The sequence below is a fragment of the Noviherbaspirillum autotrophicum genome, assembly GCF_000818395.1.
Taxonomy (GTDB): Bacteria; Pseudomonadota; Gammaproteobacteria; order Burkholderiales; family Burkholderiaceae_D; genus Noviherbaspirillum; species Noviherbaspirillum autotrophicum.
The window spans coordinates 1208994-1227512 of record NZ_JWJG01000028.1 but is presented as its reverse complement, the minus strand read 5'-3'; the positions used below and the strand labels follow the sequence as shown (position 1 = coordinate 1227512).

Below are 18519 nucleotides of genomic sequence, written 5' to 3'. Positions count from 1 at the left end.
CGGATTGACTGAGGCCAACAAGCTCGGCGACACTTCCCGATTCGCATGAGGAGTCGTTCATGTCCCTCCCAACACTTGCAGCAGAAATTGCGGTCCACCGCGCCGAGCAGGCGTGGAATCAGCAGCAGCTTGCCGCTCCCGTAGCACGACCGGATTTCCGGCTCTGGCGTTACCGCGCCCCGGCGGTCGTGCTGGGCTGTTCGCAACGGGGGCTGGTGAGCGAGGCGCAAAGCGTGCAGCGCGCCGGCCTCGACCTGGTGCAGCGCCATGCCGGCGGCGGCGCAGTGCTGGTCGGCCCATGGATGCTGAGCGCCTCCATCGTGCTGCCCACTTCGCATCCGCTGGTGACGGCCAGCGCCGTGCAAAGCTACCGCTGGCTCGGCGAGCTGTTCGTGTCGGTGTTGAGCGGCGCCGGCATCGCGACTGAAGCGCTTGCACCGGAAGCCGCCAAGGCCAGCCAGCAGCGCCATGCCAACAGCGAACTCGGCTGGGCCTGCTTTGCCGGCCTGTCGCCGTGGGAAGTCGTGGTCGACCAGCGGAAAATCGTCGGCCTGGCGCAGGTCCGCCGCCGCACCGGCAATCTGCTCGTGGCGGGATTATTGCTGGATCGCCCCGAATGGCCGCTGCTGTGCCAGGCGATGGGCAAGCCGGTCGAGCAAGCCCTGGCTCTGGAGCATTGCACCACATCCTGTGCCGAACAGGCTGGCCGCATCATTGCGGTAACAGACATGGCGACGGCGCTGGATGCGGCGCTGCGCGACGTGCTCGCCTTGCCGATGGCTGAGCGCTAGGGCAGCGCGCCGGCTCACGGCCGGCCGGCAAGCCAGGCCAGTGCGCCAAGTCCGGCGGCGCGGCCGCTGGCAAAGCAGCCGGTCAAGAGATAACCGCCGGTTGGCGCTTCCCAGTCGAGCATTTCGCCGGCGCAGAATACGCCTGGCACGTCGCGCAGCATCAGATGCGCATCGAGCGCCTCGAACGCCACGCCACCGGCGCTGCTGATCGCTTCGTCGATCGGGCGCGGCGCCACCAGCTTCAGCGGCAGCGCTTTGATCGCCTGCGCCAGACGGCGCGGGTCCGCATACGTCTCTTTCGACGCCAGTTCGCGCAGCAATCCAGCCTTCACGCCGTGGATGCCGACCCTGCTCTGCAGATGCGACGCCATCGAGCGCGAGCCGCGCGGGTGCGCGACTTCATCGGTCACGCGCTGCAAGTCTTTGCCTGGCGCCAGGTCGAGCGTCAGCGTCGCTTCGCCATGCAGCGCAATCGCCTCGCGCAGATGCGCCGACAATGCATAAACCAGGCCGCCTTCGATGCCGCTGGCGCTGATGACGAATTCGCCCTGGCGCGTGTGCGTCTGTCCCTGCGCGTCGACGACGCTGGCGACCACGGATTTGACCGGCTCGCCGGCAAAGCGCGTGCGGAAATGCTCGCTCCACGGCACGTCGAACCCGCAATTGGCCGGCTGCAGCGGCCGGACCGCAATACCCTGTGCCGCCAGCAGCGGCACCCAGGCACCGTCCGAGCCAAGGCGCGCCCAGCTGCCGCCGCCGAGCGCGAGCAGCACGGCATCGGCATGCACGACTTGCTCGCCGCTAGGCGTCGCAAAACGCAACTTGCCGTCTGCGGGCTTGCCCTCCCATCCCTGCCAGCGATGCCGCATGTGAAAGCGCACGCCGGCTTCGCGCAGGCGGTGCAGCCAGGCGCGCAGCAAGGGAGCGGCCTTCATGTCGGTCGGGAAAACGCGTCCCGACGTGCCGACGAAGGTTTCGATGCCGAGGCCGTGTATCCATTCGCGCAGCGCATGCGGGCCGAAGGCGTCGAGCAGGGGCGCGATCTGTTCGCGGCGCGCGCCATAGCGTCCGAGGAAGGCGTCGATCGGCTCGGAATGGGTGATGTTCATGCCACCCTTGCCGGCCAACAGGAATTTGCGGCCGACCGACGGCATGGCGTCGAATACCGCGACCTGCAAGCCGTGCCCGCTGAGCACTTCAGCGGCCATCAGGCCGGCCGGCCCGCCGCCGATGATGGCGACGCGCTTCATGGAATGGTTGTCCTCGTTCATGGACGACATTATCCAATCTTTCAGCCAAGCCGATGGCAAGGAAATGATCCGCTCGCCATTGCGGCCGGCGTCAAAGCCCGACGTCCCCGGTTACCTTCCTGCCAGGAAATCATTGAACTAACTCAAACCAGAGGTTTCTTAATAGCTATTGCCAGTGCCATTCACACATGCGTACCCGATTCTCCCAGGCATTAAGACTGTCCTCCGAAGACTATGGGCGCTTGCTCGACTGGAAAGGCATCGTTCAAATCCTGCTCTGGCCACTCGCGTGCCTGCTCTTCATCGTCGTGCTCTGGAGTATTACCCAGGATCAAATTAACCAGGAAAAAGAGAATGCATGGCAATCGGCTTTCCGGCAGACATCCGCTGCGGCAAGCTCGTACGCGACACAACTGAATCAGACCATTCAGCAAATCGACCAGATGGTCTTGAACCTCAAGTACGACTGGGAAGAGCCTTCCATCCCTGTCGATTTGGAAAAGAAGAAGCGCTGGGGACTTTTCCCCAATGACGCGTCGGTATTTGTAACCGCCATCGATGCGCGTGGCCGCCTGGCCACCAGTACGCTCTTGACCGGCACCCATCCCGATTTCAGTACGACTGAATTCTTTCAACAGCAAAAAAGCGGCTGCTGCGCCGGCCTTTTGATTAGCAAGCCCGAACTTGCCAAGCGCGTGGACCGAATAGTGATCCGATTTTCAAGGAGGCTCAATAAAGCCGACGGCTCTTTTGACGGGGTCGCCTTTGCTTCCGTCGAATCGTCCTACCTAAGCTCGTTTCAGGATGAAGGACTCTCCAAGACTGATTTCATTTCGCTGCGCATGACGAACGGCCCGTTGCTGGCGACTCGGCTCGGAGGAAATTCCCATGAATTTCGTGTCTACTACCGGCAAGACCCCATCTTCCCGACCCAGGCGGGCGTCGCGCTGGAATCGGCGGAAAAATTCAGGGATGGCAAAGCGCGCATCGTGGCATGGCGAAAGCTGCAAGGTTATCCATTAGTGGCGCTGGCCGCCTTGTCGGAACACGAAGCGCTTGCCTCTTACCGAGAACTTGCACAAAGTCACCGGCAAGCGGCAAAAATCGGCACCCTGCTTCTTGCCCTGCTGGCCATCGGCGGCACGTATTTTTCGGCGCATATTGCCTGGCGACGCCAGCGCGAAGAAGACGTGCGAGAAACGTACCGTCTTGCCACCGATGCGGCCGATGAGGGATTTGCGATGATTCGACCGATCTACGGCAAGGAAAACGAGGCTGTCGACTTTCTGATCGAGGATTGCAACGAACGTGGCGCGGCCCTCATCGGCAAGCAGCGTCAAGACTTGATCGGAGCCCACGTTTCGCAATTGCTCCCGACGGAATATCGGGACGAAGTGTTTTTGTTATGCCAGCGCACGCTGGAGCACGGGTTCAGCGAAAGCGAAGTGCGCGTGCCCTCCTACAGCCCGCTTCACGCGACATGGATTTATCGCCGCATGATACGGTCCAGCTCAGGGCTGGCCTTGACGGTGAGGGACATCTCGGAAGCGAAACACCATGAAGAAGCCTTATCCCACCTCGCCAACAGCGACGCGCTGACCAAGCTGCCCAACCGGCGCTGGCTGACCACTTTTCTGCCGACGGCCGTCAAGCACGCCGAGCATGGCGCACAGCGGCTGGCGGTGCTGTTCATTGACCTCGACAACTTCAAGAATATCAACGACACGATGGGGCACGAAGCCGGCGACGAACTGTTGCAGCAGGCGGCGCGCCGGCTGAAGGACGCGGTGCGCGCCAGCGACCATGTCGTTCGCCTCGGTGGCGATGAATTTACCGTCATTCTCGAACACATCAATGCCGGCGACGACGTTGCGCATATTGCGCAAACCATCGTCAGCGCCCTGAAGGTGCCGTTCACGCTGGCGGCCGGAACGGGCAACCAGGTGAATGCATCGATCGGAATCAGCATGTATCCGCAAGACGGGACGGACGCCGAGGCCTTGCTGAAACATGCGGACATTGCGATGTATGCGGCCAAGGCCGCCGGCAAGGGGCGCTATCACTTCTACCAGTCGCATCTGTCGGACGCATTGCTGGTGCGAATGAGCAAGGAGCGCGCGTTACGCCACGCCATCGACATGGATGAATTCATCGTCCACTATCAACCGCGCGTCGGCGTGACATCTGGCACATTGAGCAGCATGGAGGCGCTGGTGCGGTGGGAACACCCGGAACGCGGCACAGTCTGTCCGGCCGAATTCATTGATTTAGCCGAAGACATCGGGCTCGTGGTGCCGCTGGGCGAACTGGTCATCAACAAAGTCTGCGCACAGCTGGCGCAATGGCGGTCGCAGGGGCTCGACCTGGTTCCGGTCTCGATTAACGTCTCGCCGCAGCAGCTCAAGAACGGCCACGTCAGCGCGTCCATTGCATCATGCATTGCGCAACACGGACTCGATGCCTCCCTGATCGAGGTCGAGATCACGGAGACGGCGGTCATTGACAATAGCCAGACCGTATCGCGGGAGCTGGCCGAACTGCGGCGGCTTGGCATCACGCTCATGATTGACGATTTCGGCACCGGGCATTCTTCCCTGGCCCAATTGCACAGGATTGACGTCGACGTGCTCAAGGTCGACCAGGAGTTCACGCGCGCATTGTGCGAAGGGGTGGAAGGTTACACGGTGTTTCGCGCCATCGTATCGATGGCGGCCGCACTCGATATGTGTGTGGTGGCAGAAGGTGTCGAAACACCGGAGCAGCTGCACGCGCTGCGCGCGCTATCCTGCGATGAAATTCAGGGGCACTTCATCTCGAAGGCGATTGCGGCGAACGAAATATCCCGGATTATGCGGCAGCCCCGGTCTCTGCTTCCGCTGCCGCACGAGCCGATGCATGGCGTGGGTGGCGCATGACAGGTGCGGGGCACGGGCGCCCGTGCACGCGTGCCCCCTACGCCTCGAGCTTCCCGGTGCTGCCGGTTTGAGAGGAAAGCGCCGCACTCGCGCTGCGGGTCGGCACGGTGGCGAGCAGGACGCCGGCCAGCGAAACGGCGAAAGCAGCCATCTGGATGCCGGTCAGCGTCTCGCCCAGCACCACCACGCCCACCAGCGCGGCGCTCACCGGCAGCATCACGGTAAACACGCCGGCCTGCGCGGCGGGCACCGACTTCAGCCCGGTCATCCACAACCACACGGTCCACACGCTCGCAGCCAGCCCGTAAAACACCAGCAGCAGCCACGTGCCGGGCGCGACCGACGCAAAGTCGAAGCCGACCGCCATATACAGGCCCAGCGGCGTCATCAGCGCGAAGCCCCACAGGTTGATGATGGAACTGATGCGCTTGGGGCTGAGCACCGCGGTGAGCTTCTTGCCGATCACCGCATACGACGCTTCGCACAGCACCGCCGCGAACACCAGCAGATTGCCGAGCCAGGCCGCCTGCTGGATCTCGCCCGTCCCATGCGACGGCTTGGCCAGCGCCAGCAGGCCGATGCCCAGTGCGCCGCAAGCCACCGCCGCCCAGATGCGCGGCCCAATGCGCTCCTTCAGGAAGACCCAGCTCATCAGCGCAATCACTGCCGGAATGGTGGCCATGATCACGCCGGCCGACACCGCACTGGTCATGCGCACGCCGGAAATCATGCAGATCGTGAACAGGAAATTGCCAAGGAAGGATTCGAGGAATACCAGCTTCTTGGTCTGCCACGACATCGGCTGCTCGGCCGTCGGCTTTTTCAGCCAGCGCAGCATCGCCAGCCCGCCGATGCCAAAGCGCAGCCAGGCCAGCAGAAAAACCGGAAAGACGATGGCCAGCGGCTTTGACAAGGCGACATAGCTGCCGACTAAGGACATGGAGAGGGCAAGGCAGCCATAGGCCAGCGTGCGACTTGGGGTGTAGCTCATCAAAGGGACTCGGTTGATTAGTCGGGCAAAGAAGGTCGATCGAGCCGATCATTGTACGGAGATGTGGGCAGAGATGCTCGGCGCATGAATGGAAGCGAACCGATCGTGAAGGGAGAACGCAGAGGATGTCCCATCCATTTTCGCTTCATTTAATGTTTTCATGACAATTCTCCCTATAATGGGTCACCTATTTGCTACCCTCTAGCCGTGCCCGCAAGGCCTGGATAATCGCGGGAAAAGTCAGATCAAATGCCGCATCGGTCAATGGCGTGGCGCGGCCAAAAACCCTCCTTCGTGCGGTGATTAAAAACTCGAAATAAATGAACGATACCGCAGTGCCCAAAAAGGGAAATATCCAAGGCCCGCGCCGCTGGTGGCTCGCCTTCTACGAGCCGGGCATGGTGAGCAACGCCTCATGGTCCCTGCGGATATTGCTTCTGCTTTCCCTCGTTCTTCCAGCGCTGATCGCCGGGTGGTTTTCATGGCACCGGCATGGCGTCACCCTCGAGGACGTCCATTCTCGCGCGCAGCGCTTGGTTGTCGCGCTGGTAGAGCATGCTGATAACGTCTTGCAGGCGCACTCGCTCATCATCAGCGAGGTCGCGATGCTCGCTGACGGCAAGACCTGGCCCCAGATTGCGGCCGACAAAAGACTGCAGCAGGCGCTGGCACACCTTACGTCGAATTTCGCCCAGGTATCCGTCATCGGCATCGCCGACGCGCAAGGCAGAGTATGGGCGAGCAATTTGGCGTACCCGGCCGATACCACCATCGCGCACCGGGATTACTTCCTCGCCCACAAAAACGGCGGACACCGGGGAAGGTTTTTCGGCCAAGCCTATACAGGAAGAGTAAGCGGCAAGCGCCAGTTTGCCATCAGCGTTGCCCGTACCGATGCCAATGGCGCATTTGACGGCGTCATTTTCACCTGCGTTCCGATCGACTATTTCATTAGCTTCTGGCGGCAGTTTGCGCCGTCCGACGGCTATCTGATCCCGCTGATGCGCGAAGATGGCACCTTGATGGTGCGCTATCCGGCGCTGACAAGCCCGGAACGGCTCAATCCCAACGGCCCTTTTGTTATGCACATCAAGCAGTCGCCGCGGGGCGCCTACACGGCGGTTTCCCAAGTCGATGGAATCGAACGCATCAATACGTACAGCCAGATCAGAGACTTTCCGCTCTATGTCAGCTTTAGTATCGAGAAGCGCGTCGCGCTCGAACAGTGGAGGCGCGATGTGATGATGGCCGGCGGGACCGCGGTTGCCGTATCCAGCGCGCTCGTCGTGCTGTTGATCTTGGTGATGCAGCAATCGTACCGCCAGAAGATTGCCGCCCAAAAGTGGCGAGAGGTTGCCGACAATCTGGAACACGAAGTGGCGCGTCGCGAAGCGGTCGAAGACGCATTGCGGCACGGCCAGAAGATGGAGGGCATCGGGCAACTGACCGGCGGAATCGCGCACGACTTTAATAATCTGCTGGCCGGCATTTCCGGCAATCTGGAACTGATGCGCATACGCCTCGCGCAGGATAACCGCGAGGCCGTTTCACGGCATATTGATAGGGCCGAGGCGGTCGTCGACAAGGCAGCCTCCATTACCCAGCGGTTGCTGGCATTCTCCCGGTGGCAGCCGCTGTCGCCCACGCCGACCCGTGTTAACGACAGAATCCGCTCCATGCTGGAGCTCATCCAGCGCACCGTCGGGCCAGCCGTGCAAATGCACACGGCGCTCGCCGATGACGGCTGGAACACCCTGTGCGATCCGAATCAGCTGGATTCGGCGCTACTGAATCTCGCGATCAATGCGCGGGATGCCATGCCCGAAGGGGGGCAGCTGACGATCACGACTTCAAACGTTCTGATAGACGGATCCGCTGCGGATGCTGCGAACGGCTTGCCGCGCGGCAGGTTCGTCACCATCGCCGTCGCCGATAGCGGGACCGGCATGACGCCGGAAGTGCTGCAACGGGCATTCGAACCATTCTTCACAACGAAGTCGCTGGGGCACGGGACCGGCCTGGGCCTGTCGATGGTCTACGGGTTCGTCAAGCAATCCGGCGGAGAAATAAGAATCGCGTCCACGGTACATGCCGGCACGACGGTCCGGATATATCTGCCCGCGTTTGATGGCGTCATCCCCGAGGATGGGGGCGCAACCGCACCACCCCGCGTGCCTCGCTCCTCGGAAGCCGCCACGATTGTGCTCGTGGAGGACGAAGCGCCGCTGCGCAATCTTCTTTCGGAAGCATTGAGCGACCTAGGCTACCAAGTCATGCCGGCGCCGGACGGCGCATCCGCCCTTCGCATCATCGAAGCGCAAGAAAAGATCCAGCTGCTGGTCACCGACATCGGGCTGCCGGGCGTGTTGAACGGCAAAAAGCTAGCCGAGGCGGCTCGCAGGCTGCAAGGCGACTTGAAGGTCCTGTACATCACCGGCTACGTCGCCGATGCACGGCCCGACGAGAGCTTCGGGGAAGCCGGAACGGCAGTGATGACAAAGCCATTCAAGCTGCATGACTTCACGCAACTCGTCACAACGCTGGTGCAGCAAAATACGTAGCCCCGTCGACCGAGCGCCCGTCTCCGGGTTTCACAAAATTTGAGTAACACTAAGCGCTACAATATCCGGTTTCAAGATGAAAACGGCCTGCTTGCCCGGTACAGTTGCTCTTTGGATGCATTTACCGCGACAAGCAAAATCGCAGGACGAGTATGGAAAATTCACATGGAATTCAGGTACTCGTCATCGAGGACGACCAGTACTTTGCGCAAGTTCTCAGGGACATATTGGAAGTAAAGGGGTGTGTCGCCACTTGCGTCACGAACGCAGACGCCGGTTTGCGACTCCTCACCGAAATACAGCCCAACATCGTATTTTGCGATATCAATTTGCCGGGCGAGATGAGCGGATTGGACTTTGCAAGACGGATCCGCGCGATGCCGTCTTTCGCCAATGTCGCACTGGTTGCGATTTCGGGTGCTGCCCCCTACGCAGACGGCACGGCGCGTTCGGCGTTCGACATGACGCTTCGCAAACCGGTCAAGTTTGCGGAGCTCTCAAAAGCCATTGACGCCTATTCGGTCGCGGGCAAACGCACTCCTATGCGGCCAATACCCCCAAGTAAAGCTGATTGAAGCGTTAATCCCGTTTTCCTCTCTGAACTTTATCGGATTCCCCTCTTCTCAGTTAATGATGACAGAGTAGGAACACATGGCTTTCTCCGATTTACTTCTGCAAAGTGTTGGCGAGTCCGAGATTCAGGGGCGTGAATCGCTTCCGCAATTATTGAATGCGATTCGCCAACACCTGCAAATGGATGTGGCATTTGTCTCGGAATTTGTACGGGGCCGGCGGGTATTCCGCACGGTGGATCCCCCTGGCCCAGACAACCCGGTCCAACCCGGCGCAAGCGACCCGCTGGAGGAATCGTATTGTCAGCGCGTTGTCGATGGCCGGCTGCCGGAACTGATGTGTGATGCGAAGCAAAACCCGGTTGCCGCTGCGCTCCCCGTCACGCACGCCCTGCCGGTCGGCGCGCATCTGAGTGTTCCCATCTTGCTGGCCGATGGAAGTTACTATGGCACATTTTGCTGCTTCAGTTATTCGCCGGACCAGTCGCTGGATGCGCGCGATCTCAACATGATGCGGGTGTTTGCCGATGTCGCGGCAAGATTGATCGACAAGGAGCGCGAGGTATCGCTTCGCCAGAAGACGCTTGAAGGAAAAATTCTGGCTGCGCTTGAAAGTGACAGCCTGTCCATGGTGTATCAGCCAATCTACGACCTGGAGCAAGCCAAGGTCGTCGGTTTCGAAGCGCTGTCCCGCTTTAGCCCAGACCCGTATCGTCCACCGGATGCGTGGTTTTGCGATGCAAAGGAAGTGGGCCTGGGATCGGAACTGGAAGCCAGGGCGATCCGTCTCGGGCTTCGCGCCATGGAGCATTTACCGGACGACATATACATGTCCGTGAACATATCGCCAGAATACATTCTGGACGGCGTATTGGAGGAGATCTTCCAAGATCAGACGCTGCATCGCGTGATGCTGGAAATTACGGAACATGCCGTCGTTGACCACTACGATGAGCTGGCGCGACTGATTCGCCCGTTTCGTCATCGCGGCCTGAAAATCGCCGTCGATGATGCCGGCGCCGGCTATGCCAGTTTCCGCCATATCCTGAACCTCGCCCCGGACCGCATCAAGCTGGACATCAGTTTGACGCGCAATATCGACACGGATAGCTCGCGCCGGGCTTTGGCGGCGGCGTTTTCCAAATTCGCAGAAGAAACGGGAACGGCCATCGTGGCGGAGGGCGTCGAGACCGAATCGGAAATCAAGACCCTCCGGCGCCTGGGAGTCACCAAGGTGCAGGGATACTATATCGGGCGGCCGATGCCTCTTTCGCAGGCAGCGCAAATCTGTTGCCATTAGCGACCATTAACTGCGGCCAATTCCCCGCGCGCATTGGCCACGTCTTGGTCTGGTTGATGGAAGAAAACTTACCCTTCAGGACTTGTCATTACTTGCGCCGTGTGCCAGTCGGATCGCTCTGGAAGCGGGGCCGGAATTCCCCCGGCAATACCGACAAACTGCAGCGCGCTTGACAAGCATACTTCCGCGGTAGGCCCTGCCATCACATTTCTGCTGATTGCACGGCCAGCGCCCGTTTTTTGCCAGAGGCAAGAAGCACGACGACGGAAGCCAGGTCAGCGGCTTAAGCGTGGGAACATTTCATCCGTTTTGCGCATCGTACGTATTTATCAACGCCTCAAGGAGGACAACGTGGCCGCGACCTGGATTGTTTCAGCTAACGCAAGTCGTGCAAGGTTCTTTTCCCAGTCGAACCTCACGGATCCACTCGAGGAGTTCGAGGATATGGTGAATGACGCCGCCCGCCTGAGCACTAGCGAGGTGGAGACCGACCGCATGGGGCCGACCTCTGCGGGCAAGAGTATCCATAACGTGGGCGGGGCGACGCCGAACAAGACCTTCGAGCCGAAGCAGATGCCCGACAAGCGGGCGGCCGAGTTTTTCGCGCGCGATATCGCCGAATATCTGCTGCGGGCGCACCGCGAAGGGCGTTTCCAGCAACTGTCGCTGGTGGTATCGCCGCAATTCCTCGGCGCACTGCGCAAGTTTCTCGACCCTTCACTGCAGGACGCAGTAAAGCTCGAGCTCAACAAGGACTACACCCACTTCAGCCCGGAAGAGCTGCGCCAGCATATCCAGATGCATTGAGTGCCTGTGACGGGACGCTTGCCGAGTAGTAAAGCGATGTGCCACTGACAGGCACCGGTCGCCTAAAGCGAAGCCAGATAGTTCATCGGCAGCGCGTCCGGCAACCTTCACAGGTCATCGTCCTTGAGCAATGGGGGCGACCAATGCACCTTGGGTATGCGTGCAGTCATCCCGATTTCCAGGCGCGCACTACTGTTCCCGAGATCCGCAACTGACTTCTCCAGCCGGCGTCGGAAAGGAGCGTTGCCCTGACAATCACAGGCGCTGGTTTCACGTCGCTCCCCGCCAACAAGGGAGTGTCACAAAATCCGGCCCGGATATGGTCGGTGATGCCTGTGCAATCAGCGAAATACTTTACCGAAACACCGATTGCACGTTTGCCGACGAATGCGATGCCGGCTGCTGCATGCTCGCCCTGCTGGCGAGCAGCGCCATCACGATGCTCCGCATGCCGGTGCCAACGAAACCCACGAGCGAAATGAAAACCATGAAAAAAATCGGCATCGTCGGCGCTGGCTTCTCCGGAGCGGTGATTGCGCATGAATTGGCGCAGGCAGGCCATGCGGTCGACGTATTTGAAACCCGCTCGCATGTTGCCGGAAATTGCCATACCGAGCGGGATGGCGAGACCGGCGTGATGGTGCATGTCTACGGGCCGCATATCTTTCATACGAGCAGTGAAAGAGTATGGAACTACATACGCCAGTTCGACGAGTTTATGCCTTTTACGAACAGGGTGAAGGCGATCGCTCGCGGCCGGGTGTTTTCCTTACCCATCAACCTCCTGACCATCAATCAGTTTTTCGGCAAAACCTTCAATCCCGAGCAAGCACAAGCGTTCCTGGAATCGGTCGCGGACAAGAGCATCGACGAGCCACAGACATTTGAAGAGCAGGCATTGCGTTTCGTTGGGCGCGACCTGTATGACGCGTTCTTCAAGGGCTACACGGTCAAGCAATGGGGCATGCACCCGTCGGAACTGCCGGCCAGCATCCTGCGCCGGCTTCCGGTGCGCTTCAATTATGACGACAACTATTACGCCAGCACTTACCAGGGGATGCCAAGGCGCGGCTATACCCATATCGTGCAGCGCATGCTCGACCATTCGGATATCGCACTTCATCTGGGCACCGGCTTCGCGCGAAGCATGGCAAAGGAGTATGACCACGTCTTCTACAGCGGCCCGATCGACGCGTGGTTCGGTTATCCGGAGGGCCGCCTCGGATACCGCACGCTGGATTTCGTCACTGAGCGCCACACCGGGGACTATCAGGGTAACCCGGTCATCAACTACTGCGACCAAGACATTCCATGGACGCGCATTTCTGAGCACAAGCATTTCTCAGCCTGGGAGACGCATGAGAACACGCTGATCTTCAAGGAATACAGCCGCTTCTGCGAAGAGAATGACACGCCTTATTATCCGATCCAGCTGGCGCAGGAAAAGTCGCAGCTAAAGCACTACATTGCGTTAGCCAATCATGAAAGAAACGTGACCTTCGTCGGACGTCTCGGCACCTACCGCTATCTCGATATGCATGTAACGATCGGCGAAGCGCTGGATGCCGCCCAGCGTTTTCTAGCCACCCGTTCCCATGACGCGCCGATGCCGGCATTCGTCGTCAATCCGCTGGGGTAGGCCGCTCAGGCACCTGGCTGTCTCGCCTGTTCAGTGATGGTGCAGCCGACCGCCTGTGCAGCGATCGCAGCGCCCACTTCGGCCGACATCGATTCGTTCTCGTCGATTCACGCCATTTTCAGCAATGATCCATTGCGTTTTCTTGCCCCAATACGAACGTCCGCGCGCGCGGATTTAGCAGTTTAATGTCCTGTACGGTCGCTAGTCGGCTGCAGACGCCTCCTGAAATACCAGGTGAAGCGAACATGGTCCGTTCTCATAAAAAGAGGAATTGAAAATGAAATCGGCTGAATCAATGCACAACATAAATCCGGCATCTGCCCATCTTTGGATTGTCGGCGGCGGTATCGCCGGCATGGCAGCCGCCGCATTTGCGATACGCGACGGCAAGGTCCCTGCTGCCAACATTCATATTCTTGAAGAGTTGGGGTTGCCCGGCGGCGCGCTCGATGGCGGCCACGCGCCTAACCAGCCGCCGGCGCATGCCTGGGTCACACGAGGCGGCCGCATGCTGACGGACGAGACGTATCTGTGCATGTGGGATCTGTTTGACACCATTCCGTCGCTCGAGGATGCCACCTTGTCGGTGCGGGAGGAATGCCGGCAATTCAATAGCCATGTCCAGACGAATGCCAAGGCGCGGCTCATCAACGCCGACCATGAAATCGTTGATGCCGGCAAGCTCGGTTTTTCCATGCGCAATCGTGCGCAAATGTTACGCCTGCTGGCGCTCGGTGAAGCACAGATCGGCAGCCGTCGTATCGATGAGTTTTTTGACGAGGATTTTTTCACCACGAATTTCTGGCGCATGTGGCGCACCACCTTCGCGTTCCAGAAGTGGCATAGCGCAGCAGAACTGCGCCGCTATTTTCTGCGCTTTGTGCAGGAGTTCCCACGGATCCATACGCTGGCCGGTGTCAAGCGGACCAAATACAACCAGTACGACTCGCTGGTCGTGCCATTGCAGCGCTGGCTGGTTGCGCAAGGTGTCGACGTCCGCTTTGGCACACGCGTGATCGACGCCGACTTTACCGGCTCCGCGGACGAGGGGCGCCGTGCCACCTGCCTGCATATCGACAATGCGCAGAGCCCAGCACAGATTGCGCTGGGCGCCAATGACCTGGCTTTCTTCACGCTGGGATCGATCACGGCCGACGCGCGTTATGGCGGCAACGACGACGTGCCGGAACTGGTGCGAGACCGGCGCGACCATGGCTGGTCACTGTGGGAAAAGATTGCGCAAAAGGCGCCCGACTTCGGCCGGCCTGCCGCTTTCTACGGCAACATCGACGAGCACAAGTGGGAGTCGTTCACGCTGACCATGCGCGACGACGCCCTGCTCAACCGGATTGCCGCCTACTCGGGCAATGAACCCGGCACCGGCGCCTTGATGACGTGGCATGAATCGGGCTGGCACCTGTCGATTGTCGTGCCTCACCAACCGCACTTCGCCGATCTGCCGAAGGATACGTTCACGCTTTGGGGATATGGATTTCAGATCGATAAGGTGGGCGACTATGTCAGGAAATCCATGAGCCAGGCTACCGGCAAAGAAATCTTGACCGAGCTGGTTCATCATCTGGGCTTCGATGACATTCTCGACCATGTGCTTGCGACGACGGATGTAACCACGGTCATGCTTCCGTACGCGTCCGCGCTCTTTGCCTGCCGGGCCCCAGGCGACCGCCCGCTGGTATTGCCGAAAGGAGCAGAGAATTTTGCCTTCCTTGGGCAGTTTGTCGAACTGGAAGACGATGTGGTGTTCACCGTCGAGTATTCCGTGCGGTGCGCCATGGTGGCCGTCTATCAGCTGCTCGGCGTAAATCGGGCTATTCCCGATATCTACAACGGCATGCTTGATCCCAAGGTTGGTTTGCAGGCACTCGAAGCTGCTTTTCATTGAGGGCGCAAGGCGGCTGGAGTGCGTGTGGATAGGGGGCAGACCCGACATAAGGGAATGATCGAGTCTGCCCCTACCTCTGCACGAATGCCGACGGATTCATCGGGGGCGCGCTGTCGCAGCAAATCGCTCTCGTCGAATCGGTGCGCGAAGCGCCCCCTGCGCTTGCCACATAGCCAGAAATAGATAAAGTCCAGCTAAGCTGATAGGGGTCAATTTACACGGTAGTAGGCGGCTCTAAGATCAACGAAGGGTTGGAGTTCGGCATAAGCCTTCGCCCGCAACTGATCGTTGATCAACTTCTTGGAGTCATAAAATGAAAACTACAATTAAAGTATGGCTGATTGTTGTTGGCATGGCGGCTTACAGTGGAGCTGTCTTCGCGCAGCAACAGAAAATAGACCTTGGCAAGCAGGAATTCGAATCAAATTGCGCGACATGCCATGGCATAAATGGCAAGGGCGACGGCCCGATGGCGGATCAACTGCGCAGCAGCCCTGCGGACCTGACTCAGCTCGCCAAGAAGAATGGCGGAGTGTTGCCGACGGCACGATTATACGAAGTGATCGAAGGCGCCAATGTGCCAAGCCATGGCACGCGGACCATGCCTGTTTGGGGCAAGGAGTTCCAGATCGAGAACGCCGAATTCTACAAGGAAGCGCGCGGCAACTATGACGCGGCAGCCGTGGTTCGTGGACGCATCCTGATGCTGGTCGAATATCTTAATCGCATTCAGGCGCGCTGAACGCAGAGCGCTTATTTTCGATTGGATTGTAGTCCGCATGGAAAGAGTGGTTGCGCTCACGGATAAGGAATAACTGCTGTTCGCAAGCCCCTCGCAGTCTATTACCACCGCTTTCGGGTTAAGTCTTGCAGTCACACATCCGCTTGATTGCAAGACCTGCCCCCGTTTTCCGTACGCGAGCAAACAAAAGGGCGAAGCCTCAAGGCTCCGCCGCATCAACATCAAAGCAACATCAAACCTACCCCACCTTCGGCAACCGCTCCAACGCCGCCTTAATCGCCTCCTCCGGACAAGCATAATCCTGCAGCTTGCCGCCAAAGTCGCTGTCGTACGCGCCCATGCCGAAGTGCCCGTGGTCGGACAGATTGATGTACAGCGTCTTCGCTTCTCCGCTTTCCTTGCAGCGCAAGCCCTCGGCAATCGCGTGGCTCGATTCCGGCACGGGGAGGCCTCCGAGGCTAATCCTATCTATATTCTTCACAGTAGAGCATTGATCAAAATTTGAGCACTGTTGTTGCTGATCGATCCAAATTCACACAATTGGAAACCGCTGTTTGGCGCTGCCGAGGAAGGGCTCAGGCGCACAAACAAAGCGATTGAATGGCGTAACAGGGCCGCGCGCAGCGGCATGAAATCTACCGATGCCGCCATGAGATTAGCTGCTTGCAGGCCCTCACATGCGAACGCCTCGTTGTCGGCATGCAATTTGCGATAGTCCGCAAGCCAATTAGTGGCGACCTTTAAATATTAACCAAGGGAGAGATGAATGAAAAAAATATTATTAGCGGGAGGATTTGCAATTGTCGGAACCCAGGCGGCCTATGCGGTCGATATGCAGGCCGGTGAATGGACCGTTTCGGTCGGCGGTATTGTGAACGCCTACTACACAGCGGTGAACTGCTCTGACGACGTGGTTGGCGGTACTGCACTGGCCGGCCGTGCCCTGGGATGCGGCGGCCAAGGCAGCCGCACCACCATCGGCAACGGCTTGCTGCCGAACGGATTGATCACGAGCGTGAAATCGAAGCAGGGAGAATACGATGTCGCCGGCACCATCGGCATTATGGCCCATACCGCGACCGACAGCGCGATTGCAGCCAACAGCGGCGTCGACGTACGCCAGGCGTTTTTCTCATTCGGTAACGCGGACCTCGGCACCCTCAAGCTGGGCCGCGACTACGGCATCTTCGGTTCCGGCGCGATCCTGGGCGACATGACGCTGCTGGGCGCCGGCGCACCGGTGCAGGCGACGCAACGCGGCCGTGTCGCGCTCGGGCACATCGGCGCGGGTTATAGCTACCTCGGCACCTACGGCCAGATCGCGTACAGCTCGCCGACATCGGCTGGCTTCAAGGTCGATGCAGCGCTGGTCAGCCCGGTCAGCGCCGACGCCGCAGGCACCGGCGCCGGATCGACACCTCAGGTGCAGGCGCAACTGAGCTACAGCCAGGATGGGTTGAAGACCTGGTTCGGCGCAAAGACCCAGAAGTTCAACACCTCCTCCCTCGCCGGCGAGTATCGGATGAGCGGTTTTGAAATCGGCGGCTCCTACACTGCAGGTGCGCTCGGCGTGCTCGCCAATGTCCAGACCGGCAAGGGCCTCGGCATCTTGAGCGAAGGAGACCAGGGCGATATCCGCACGACCGATTATCTGCTGCAGGCGACCTACAAAACCAGCGACAAGCTGAAACTCGGCGCCAGCTACGGCATCAGCCGCAACAAGGAAGACACGACCGGCCTGCGCTCCAACAGCAACATCACGCTCGGCTCCTACTATGCGCTGACCAAAAGCGTCACGCTGGTAGGCGAAATAGGCCAGACCCGCTCGAAAGCGGTGGATGGCACTACCGCCCGCATGAACGGCGTATCCTTGGGCGGCATCCTGTTCTTCTAGTCGGTCGAGCTGTTCGCGCATTTGGTGGCATGCGCAAATATGCCTGTGACAAGGGCGCGGGCATGGCGGGCGTCTACCAATACGTAAACGGAGGGCAGACTCGACTTAAGAATTTATCGAGTCTGACCCCATATATACGTGGGGTCAGACTCGACATAGTGAATCACCGTTAATGGAGCCGGGCCTGACGTAAATCACTCAAGTCTTCCGCTAACCAGCCCCACCGATTAACTCCTCCAACTCCGGCAACACCAGTTCGGCCGCGCGTGCTCCTTCCGTAATGGCGGCGGCAGCACGGTGGTAATCCATCAGTGCGAAGTTGGCGAGACGCGGCCGAATCATCACATCGGCTGGTTCGCCTGCTAGGCGGCTACGAGTGATACGCACCTGCATGATGTGGAGACTGATGCTGAGCACATCGAAAATGGATGGCATTTCAGTCGATGCCGCCGGCCCGCTTTTCAAGCGCCCGAGCCCTAGCGGCAGCTTGTCCAGAATCGAGGCAAGCCTGCCGGCTGCCGCTTGCGCAGGTTGCGCTTCGCGTGCGGCATGGCGCCCCATGAGGTCCCAGTTCAAATCGACCGCAATCACGATGTCGGCGCCCATCGCACGGCATAGCGACACGGGAACCGGGTTGACCAGTCCGCCGTCCACCATCAAGCATCCATCGAGCTGGGCGGGCGTAAACAGTCCGGGCAAGGCGATCGATGCACGGACGGCTTCGATCACCGACCCATTGCGCAGCCACACTTCGCGCCCCGTGACGAGTTCGGTCGCGACGGCGCCAAACGGCTTTGGCAGCTTGATGATGTCCTTGTCGTTGAAGTGCGCGCGAAAGAATGCGAGCAGCTTTTCGCCCTGGATGAGCCCGCCGTCGATGGTGGGGTCGAGCAAGCTGACTACCGACTGCCAGCTGAGGCTTTTTACCCAGCTTGCAAGCCGCTCCAGTTGCCCATCGGCGTAGGCCGCGCCAACCAGCGCGCCGATCGAGGTGCCGCACACGATGTCGGGCACGATGCCGGCGCGTTCGAGCGCCTGGATGATACCGATGTGCGCCCAGCCGCGCGCCGAGCCGCTGCCGAGTGCAATTCCGATGGTGGGACGGCGTCGTTGCACGGCTTTCCTTTCTACTATCAAAGTGATCGCGCCGTGGC

At 59.8% G+C, this 18519-nt stretch carries 15 protein-coding genes; 10 read left to right on the top strand and 5 right to left on the bottom strand.

Annotated elements, in window-relative coordinates:
* Window positions 1-59 precede the first annotated feature (59 nt).
* Window positions 60-791 carry a lipoyl protein ligase domain-containing protein gene (locus TSA66_RS06940; protein WP_052452164.1) on the top strand — a complete coding sequence of 244 codons (732 nt, stop codon included), beginning with the start codon at window positions 60-62 and terminating at the stop codon, window positions 789-791.
* Window positions 792-805: 14 nt separating this feature from the next.
* Here the strand turns inward: TSA66_RS06940 and TSA66_RS06935 are convergent, their stop codons facing one another.
* Entirely contained in the window at window positions 806-2062 is a 1257-nt protein-coding gene (locus tag TSA66_RS06935) for a TIGR03862 family flavoprotein (protein WP_094299041.1), read from the bottom strand.
* 167 nt (window positions 2063-2229) lie between these two features.
* Here TSA66_RS06935 and TSA66_RS06930 point away from each other — a divergent pair, with 167 nt between their 5' ends.
* The gene (locus TSA66_RS06930) at window positions 2230-4956 is read left to right on the top strand and encodes a bifunctional diguanylate cyclase/phosphodiesterase (protein ID WP_084199390.1); all 2727 of its coding nucleotides are present in this window, start codon (window positions 2230-2232) and stop codon (window positions 4954-4956) included.
* A 37-nt stretch (window positions 4957-4993) separates the two neighbouring features.
* Here TSA66_RS06930 and TSA66_RS06925 read toward each other — a convergent pair whose 3' ends face one another.
* Entirely contained in the window at window positions 4994-5947 is a 954-nt protein-coding gene (locus TSA66_RS06925) for a DMT family transporter (RefSeq protein ID WP_052452163.1), read from the bottom strand.
* Between the two features lie 320 nt (window positions 5948-6267).
* On the opposite strand from TSA66_RS06925, the gene TSA66_RS06920 reads away from it, so the two are divergent.
* The 7 genes from TSA66_RS06920 to TSA66_RS06890 all read left to right on the top strand — a co-directional run bounded on the left by TSA66_RS06920 (window position 6268) and on the right by TSA66_RS06890 (window position 15471).
* Window positions 6268-8508, top strand: coding sequence for a hybrid sensor histidine kinase/response regulator (locus TSA66_RS06920; RefSeq protein WP_052452162.1), 2241 nt, complete (start codon window positions 6268-6270; stop codon window positions 8506-8508).
* Between the two features lie 152 nt (window positions 8509-8660).
* Window positions 8661-9083, top strand: a complete 423-nt coding sequence (locus TSA66_RS25430) for a response regulator (protein ID WP_052452161.1) — start codon at window positions 8661-8663, stop codon at window positions 9081-9083.
* Between the two features lie 76 nt (window positions 9084-9159).
* Window positions 9160-10380, top strand: a complete 1221-nt coding sequence (locus TSA66_RS06910) for a sensor domain-containing phosphodiesterase (protein ID WP_040039508.1) — start codon at window positions 9160-9162, stop codon at window positions 10378-10380.
* Between the two features lie 99 nt (window positions 10381-10479).
* Window positions 10480-11187, top strand: a complete 708-nt coding sequence (locus tag TSA66_RS28110; RefSeq protein WP_332309934.1) for a host attachment protein — start codon at window positions 10480-10482, stop codon at window positions 11185-11187.
* A gap of 487 nt (window positions 11188-11674) precedes the next feature.
* Window positions 11675-12826 carry a UDP-galactopyranose mutase gene (gene glf / locus TSA66_RS06900; RefSeq protein WP_084199945.1) on the top strand — a complete coding sequence of 384 codons (1152 nt, stop codon included), beginning with the start codon at window positions 11675-11677 and terminating at the stop codon, window positions 12824-12826.
* A 295-nt stretch (window positions 12827-13121) separates the two neighbouring features.
* The gene (locus TSA66_RS06895) at window positions 13122-14729 is read left to right on the top strand and encodes an oleate hydratase (RefSeq protein ID WP_040042295.1); all 1608 of its coding nucleotides are present in this window, start codon (window positions 13122-13124) and stop codon (window positions 14727-14729) included.
* A gap of 313 nt (window positions 14730-15042) precedes the next feature.
* Complete coding sequence (locus TSA66_RS06890) at window positions 15043-15471, top strand: c-type cytochrome (protein WP_040039507.1); 429 nt, start codon at window positions 15043-15045, stop codon at window positions 15469-15471.
* Between the two features lie 238 nt (window positions 15472-15709).
* Here TSA66_RS06890 and TSA66_RS06885 read toward each other — a convergent pair whose 3' ends face one another.
* Window positions 15710-15913, bottom strand: coding sequence for a hypothetical protein (locus TSA66_RS06885; RefSeq protein ID WP_040039506.1), 204 nt, complete (start codon window positions 15911-15913; stop codon window positions 15710-15712).
* 35 nt (window positions 15914-15948) lie between these two features.
* A complete protein-coding gene (locus TSA66_RS06880; RefSeq protein ID WP_157691628.1) occupies window positions 15949-16122 on the bottom strand; it encodes a hypothetical protein in 174 nt (57 codons plus the stop codon).
* 115 nt (window positions 16123-16237) lie between these two features.
* On the opposite strand from TSA66_RS06880, the gene TSA66_RS06875 reads away from it, so the two are divergent.
* A complete protein-coding gene (locus TSA66_RS06875) occupies window positions 16238-17365 on the top strand; it encodes a porin (protein WP_040039504.1) in 1128 nt (375 codons plus the stop codon).
* 210 nt (window positions 17366-17575) lie between these two features.
* Here TSA66_RS06875 and TSA66_RS06870 read toward each other — a convergent pair whose 3' ends face one another.
* Entirely contained in the window at window positions 17576-18481 is a 906-nt protein-coding gene (locus TSA66_RS06870; RefSeq protein WP_040039503.1) for a patatin-like phospholipase family protein, read from the bottom strand.
* Window positions 18482-18519: the final 38 nt, after the last annotated feature.

What these genes read in the sequence shown, in the direction of transcription:
- TSA66_RS06920 (WP_052452162.1), top strand. Translation starts at nt 6,268, where the DNA reads ATGAACGATACCGCAGTGCCCAAAAAGGGAAATATCCAAGGCCCGCGC.
- TSA66_RS06910 (WP_040039508.1), top strand. Translation starts at nt 9,160, where the DNA reads ATGGCTTTCTCCGATTTACTTCTGCAAAGTGTTGGCGAGTCCGAGATT.
- TSA66_RS06925 (WP_052452163.1), bottom strand. Translation starts at nt 5,947, where the DNA reads ATGAGCTACACCCCAAGTCGCACGCTGGCCTATGGCTGCCTTGCCCTC.
- TSA66_RS06880 (WP_157691628.1), bottom strand. Translation starts at nt 16,122, where the DNA reads ATGGCGGCATCGGTAGATTTCATGCCGCTGCGCGCGGCCCTGTTACGC.
- glf (WP_084199945.1), top strand. Translation starts at nt 11,675, where the DNA reads ATGAAAAAAATCGGCATCGTCGGCGCTGGCTTCTCCGGAGCGGTGATT.
- TSA66_RS06890 (WP_040039507.1), top strand. Translation starts at nt 15,043, where the DNA reads ATGAAAACTACAATTAAAGTATGGCTGATTGTTGTTGGCATGGCGGCT.
- TSA66_RS06930 (WP_084199390.1), top strand. Translation starts at nt 2,230, where the DNA reads ATGCGTACCCGATTCTCCCAGGCATTAAGACTGTCCTCCGAAGACTAT.
- TSA66_RS06935 (WP_094299041.1), bottom strand. Translation starts at nt 2,062, where the DNA reads ATGAACGAGGACAACCATTCCATGAAGCGCGTCGCCATCATCGGCGGC.
- TSA66_RS06875 (WP_040039504.1), top strand. Translation starts at nt 16,238, where the DNA reads ATGAAAAAAATATTATTAGCGGGAGGATTTGCAATTGTCGGAACCCAG.
- TSA66_RS25430 (WP_052452161.1), top strand. Translation starts at nt 8,661, where the DNA reads ATGGAAAATTCACATGGAATTCAGGTACTCGTCATCGAGGACGACCAG.
- TSA66_RS06895 (WP_040042295.1), top strand. Translation starts at nt 13,122, where the DNA reads ATGCACAACATAAATCCGGCATCTGCCCATCTTTGGATTGTCGGCGGC.
- TSA66_RS06940 (WP_052452164.1), top strand. Translation starts at nt 60, where the DNA reads ATGTCCCTCCCAACACTTGCAGCAGAAATTGCGGTCCACCGCGCCGAG.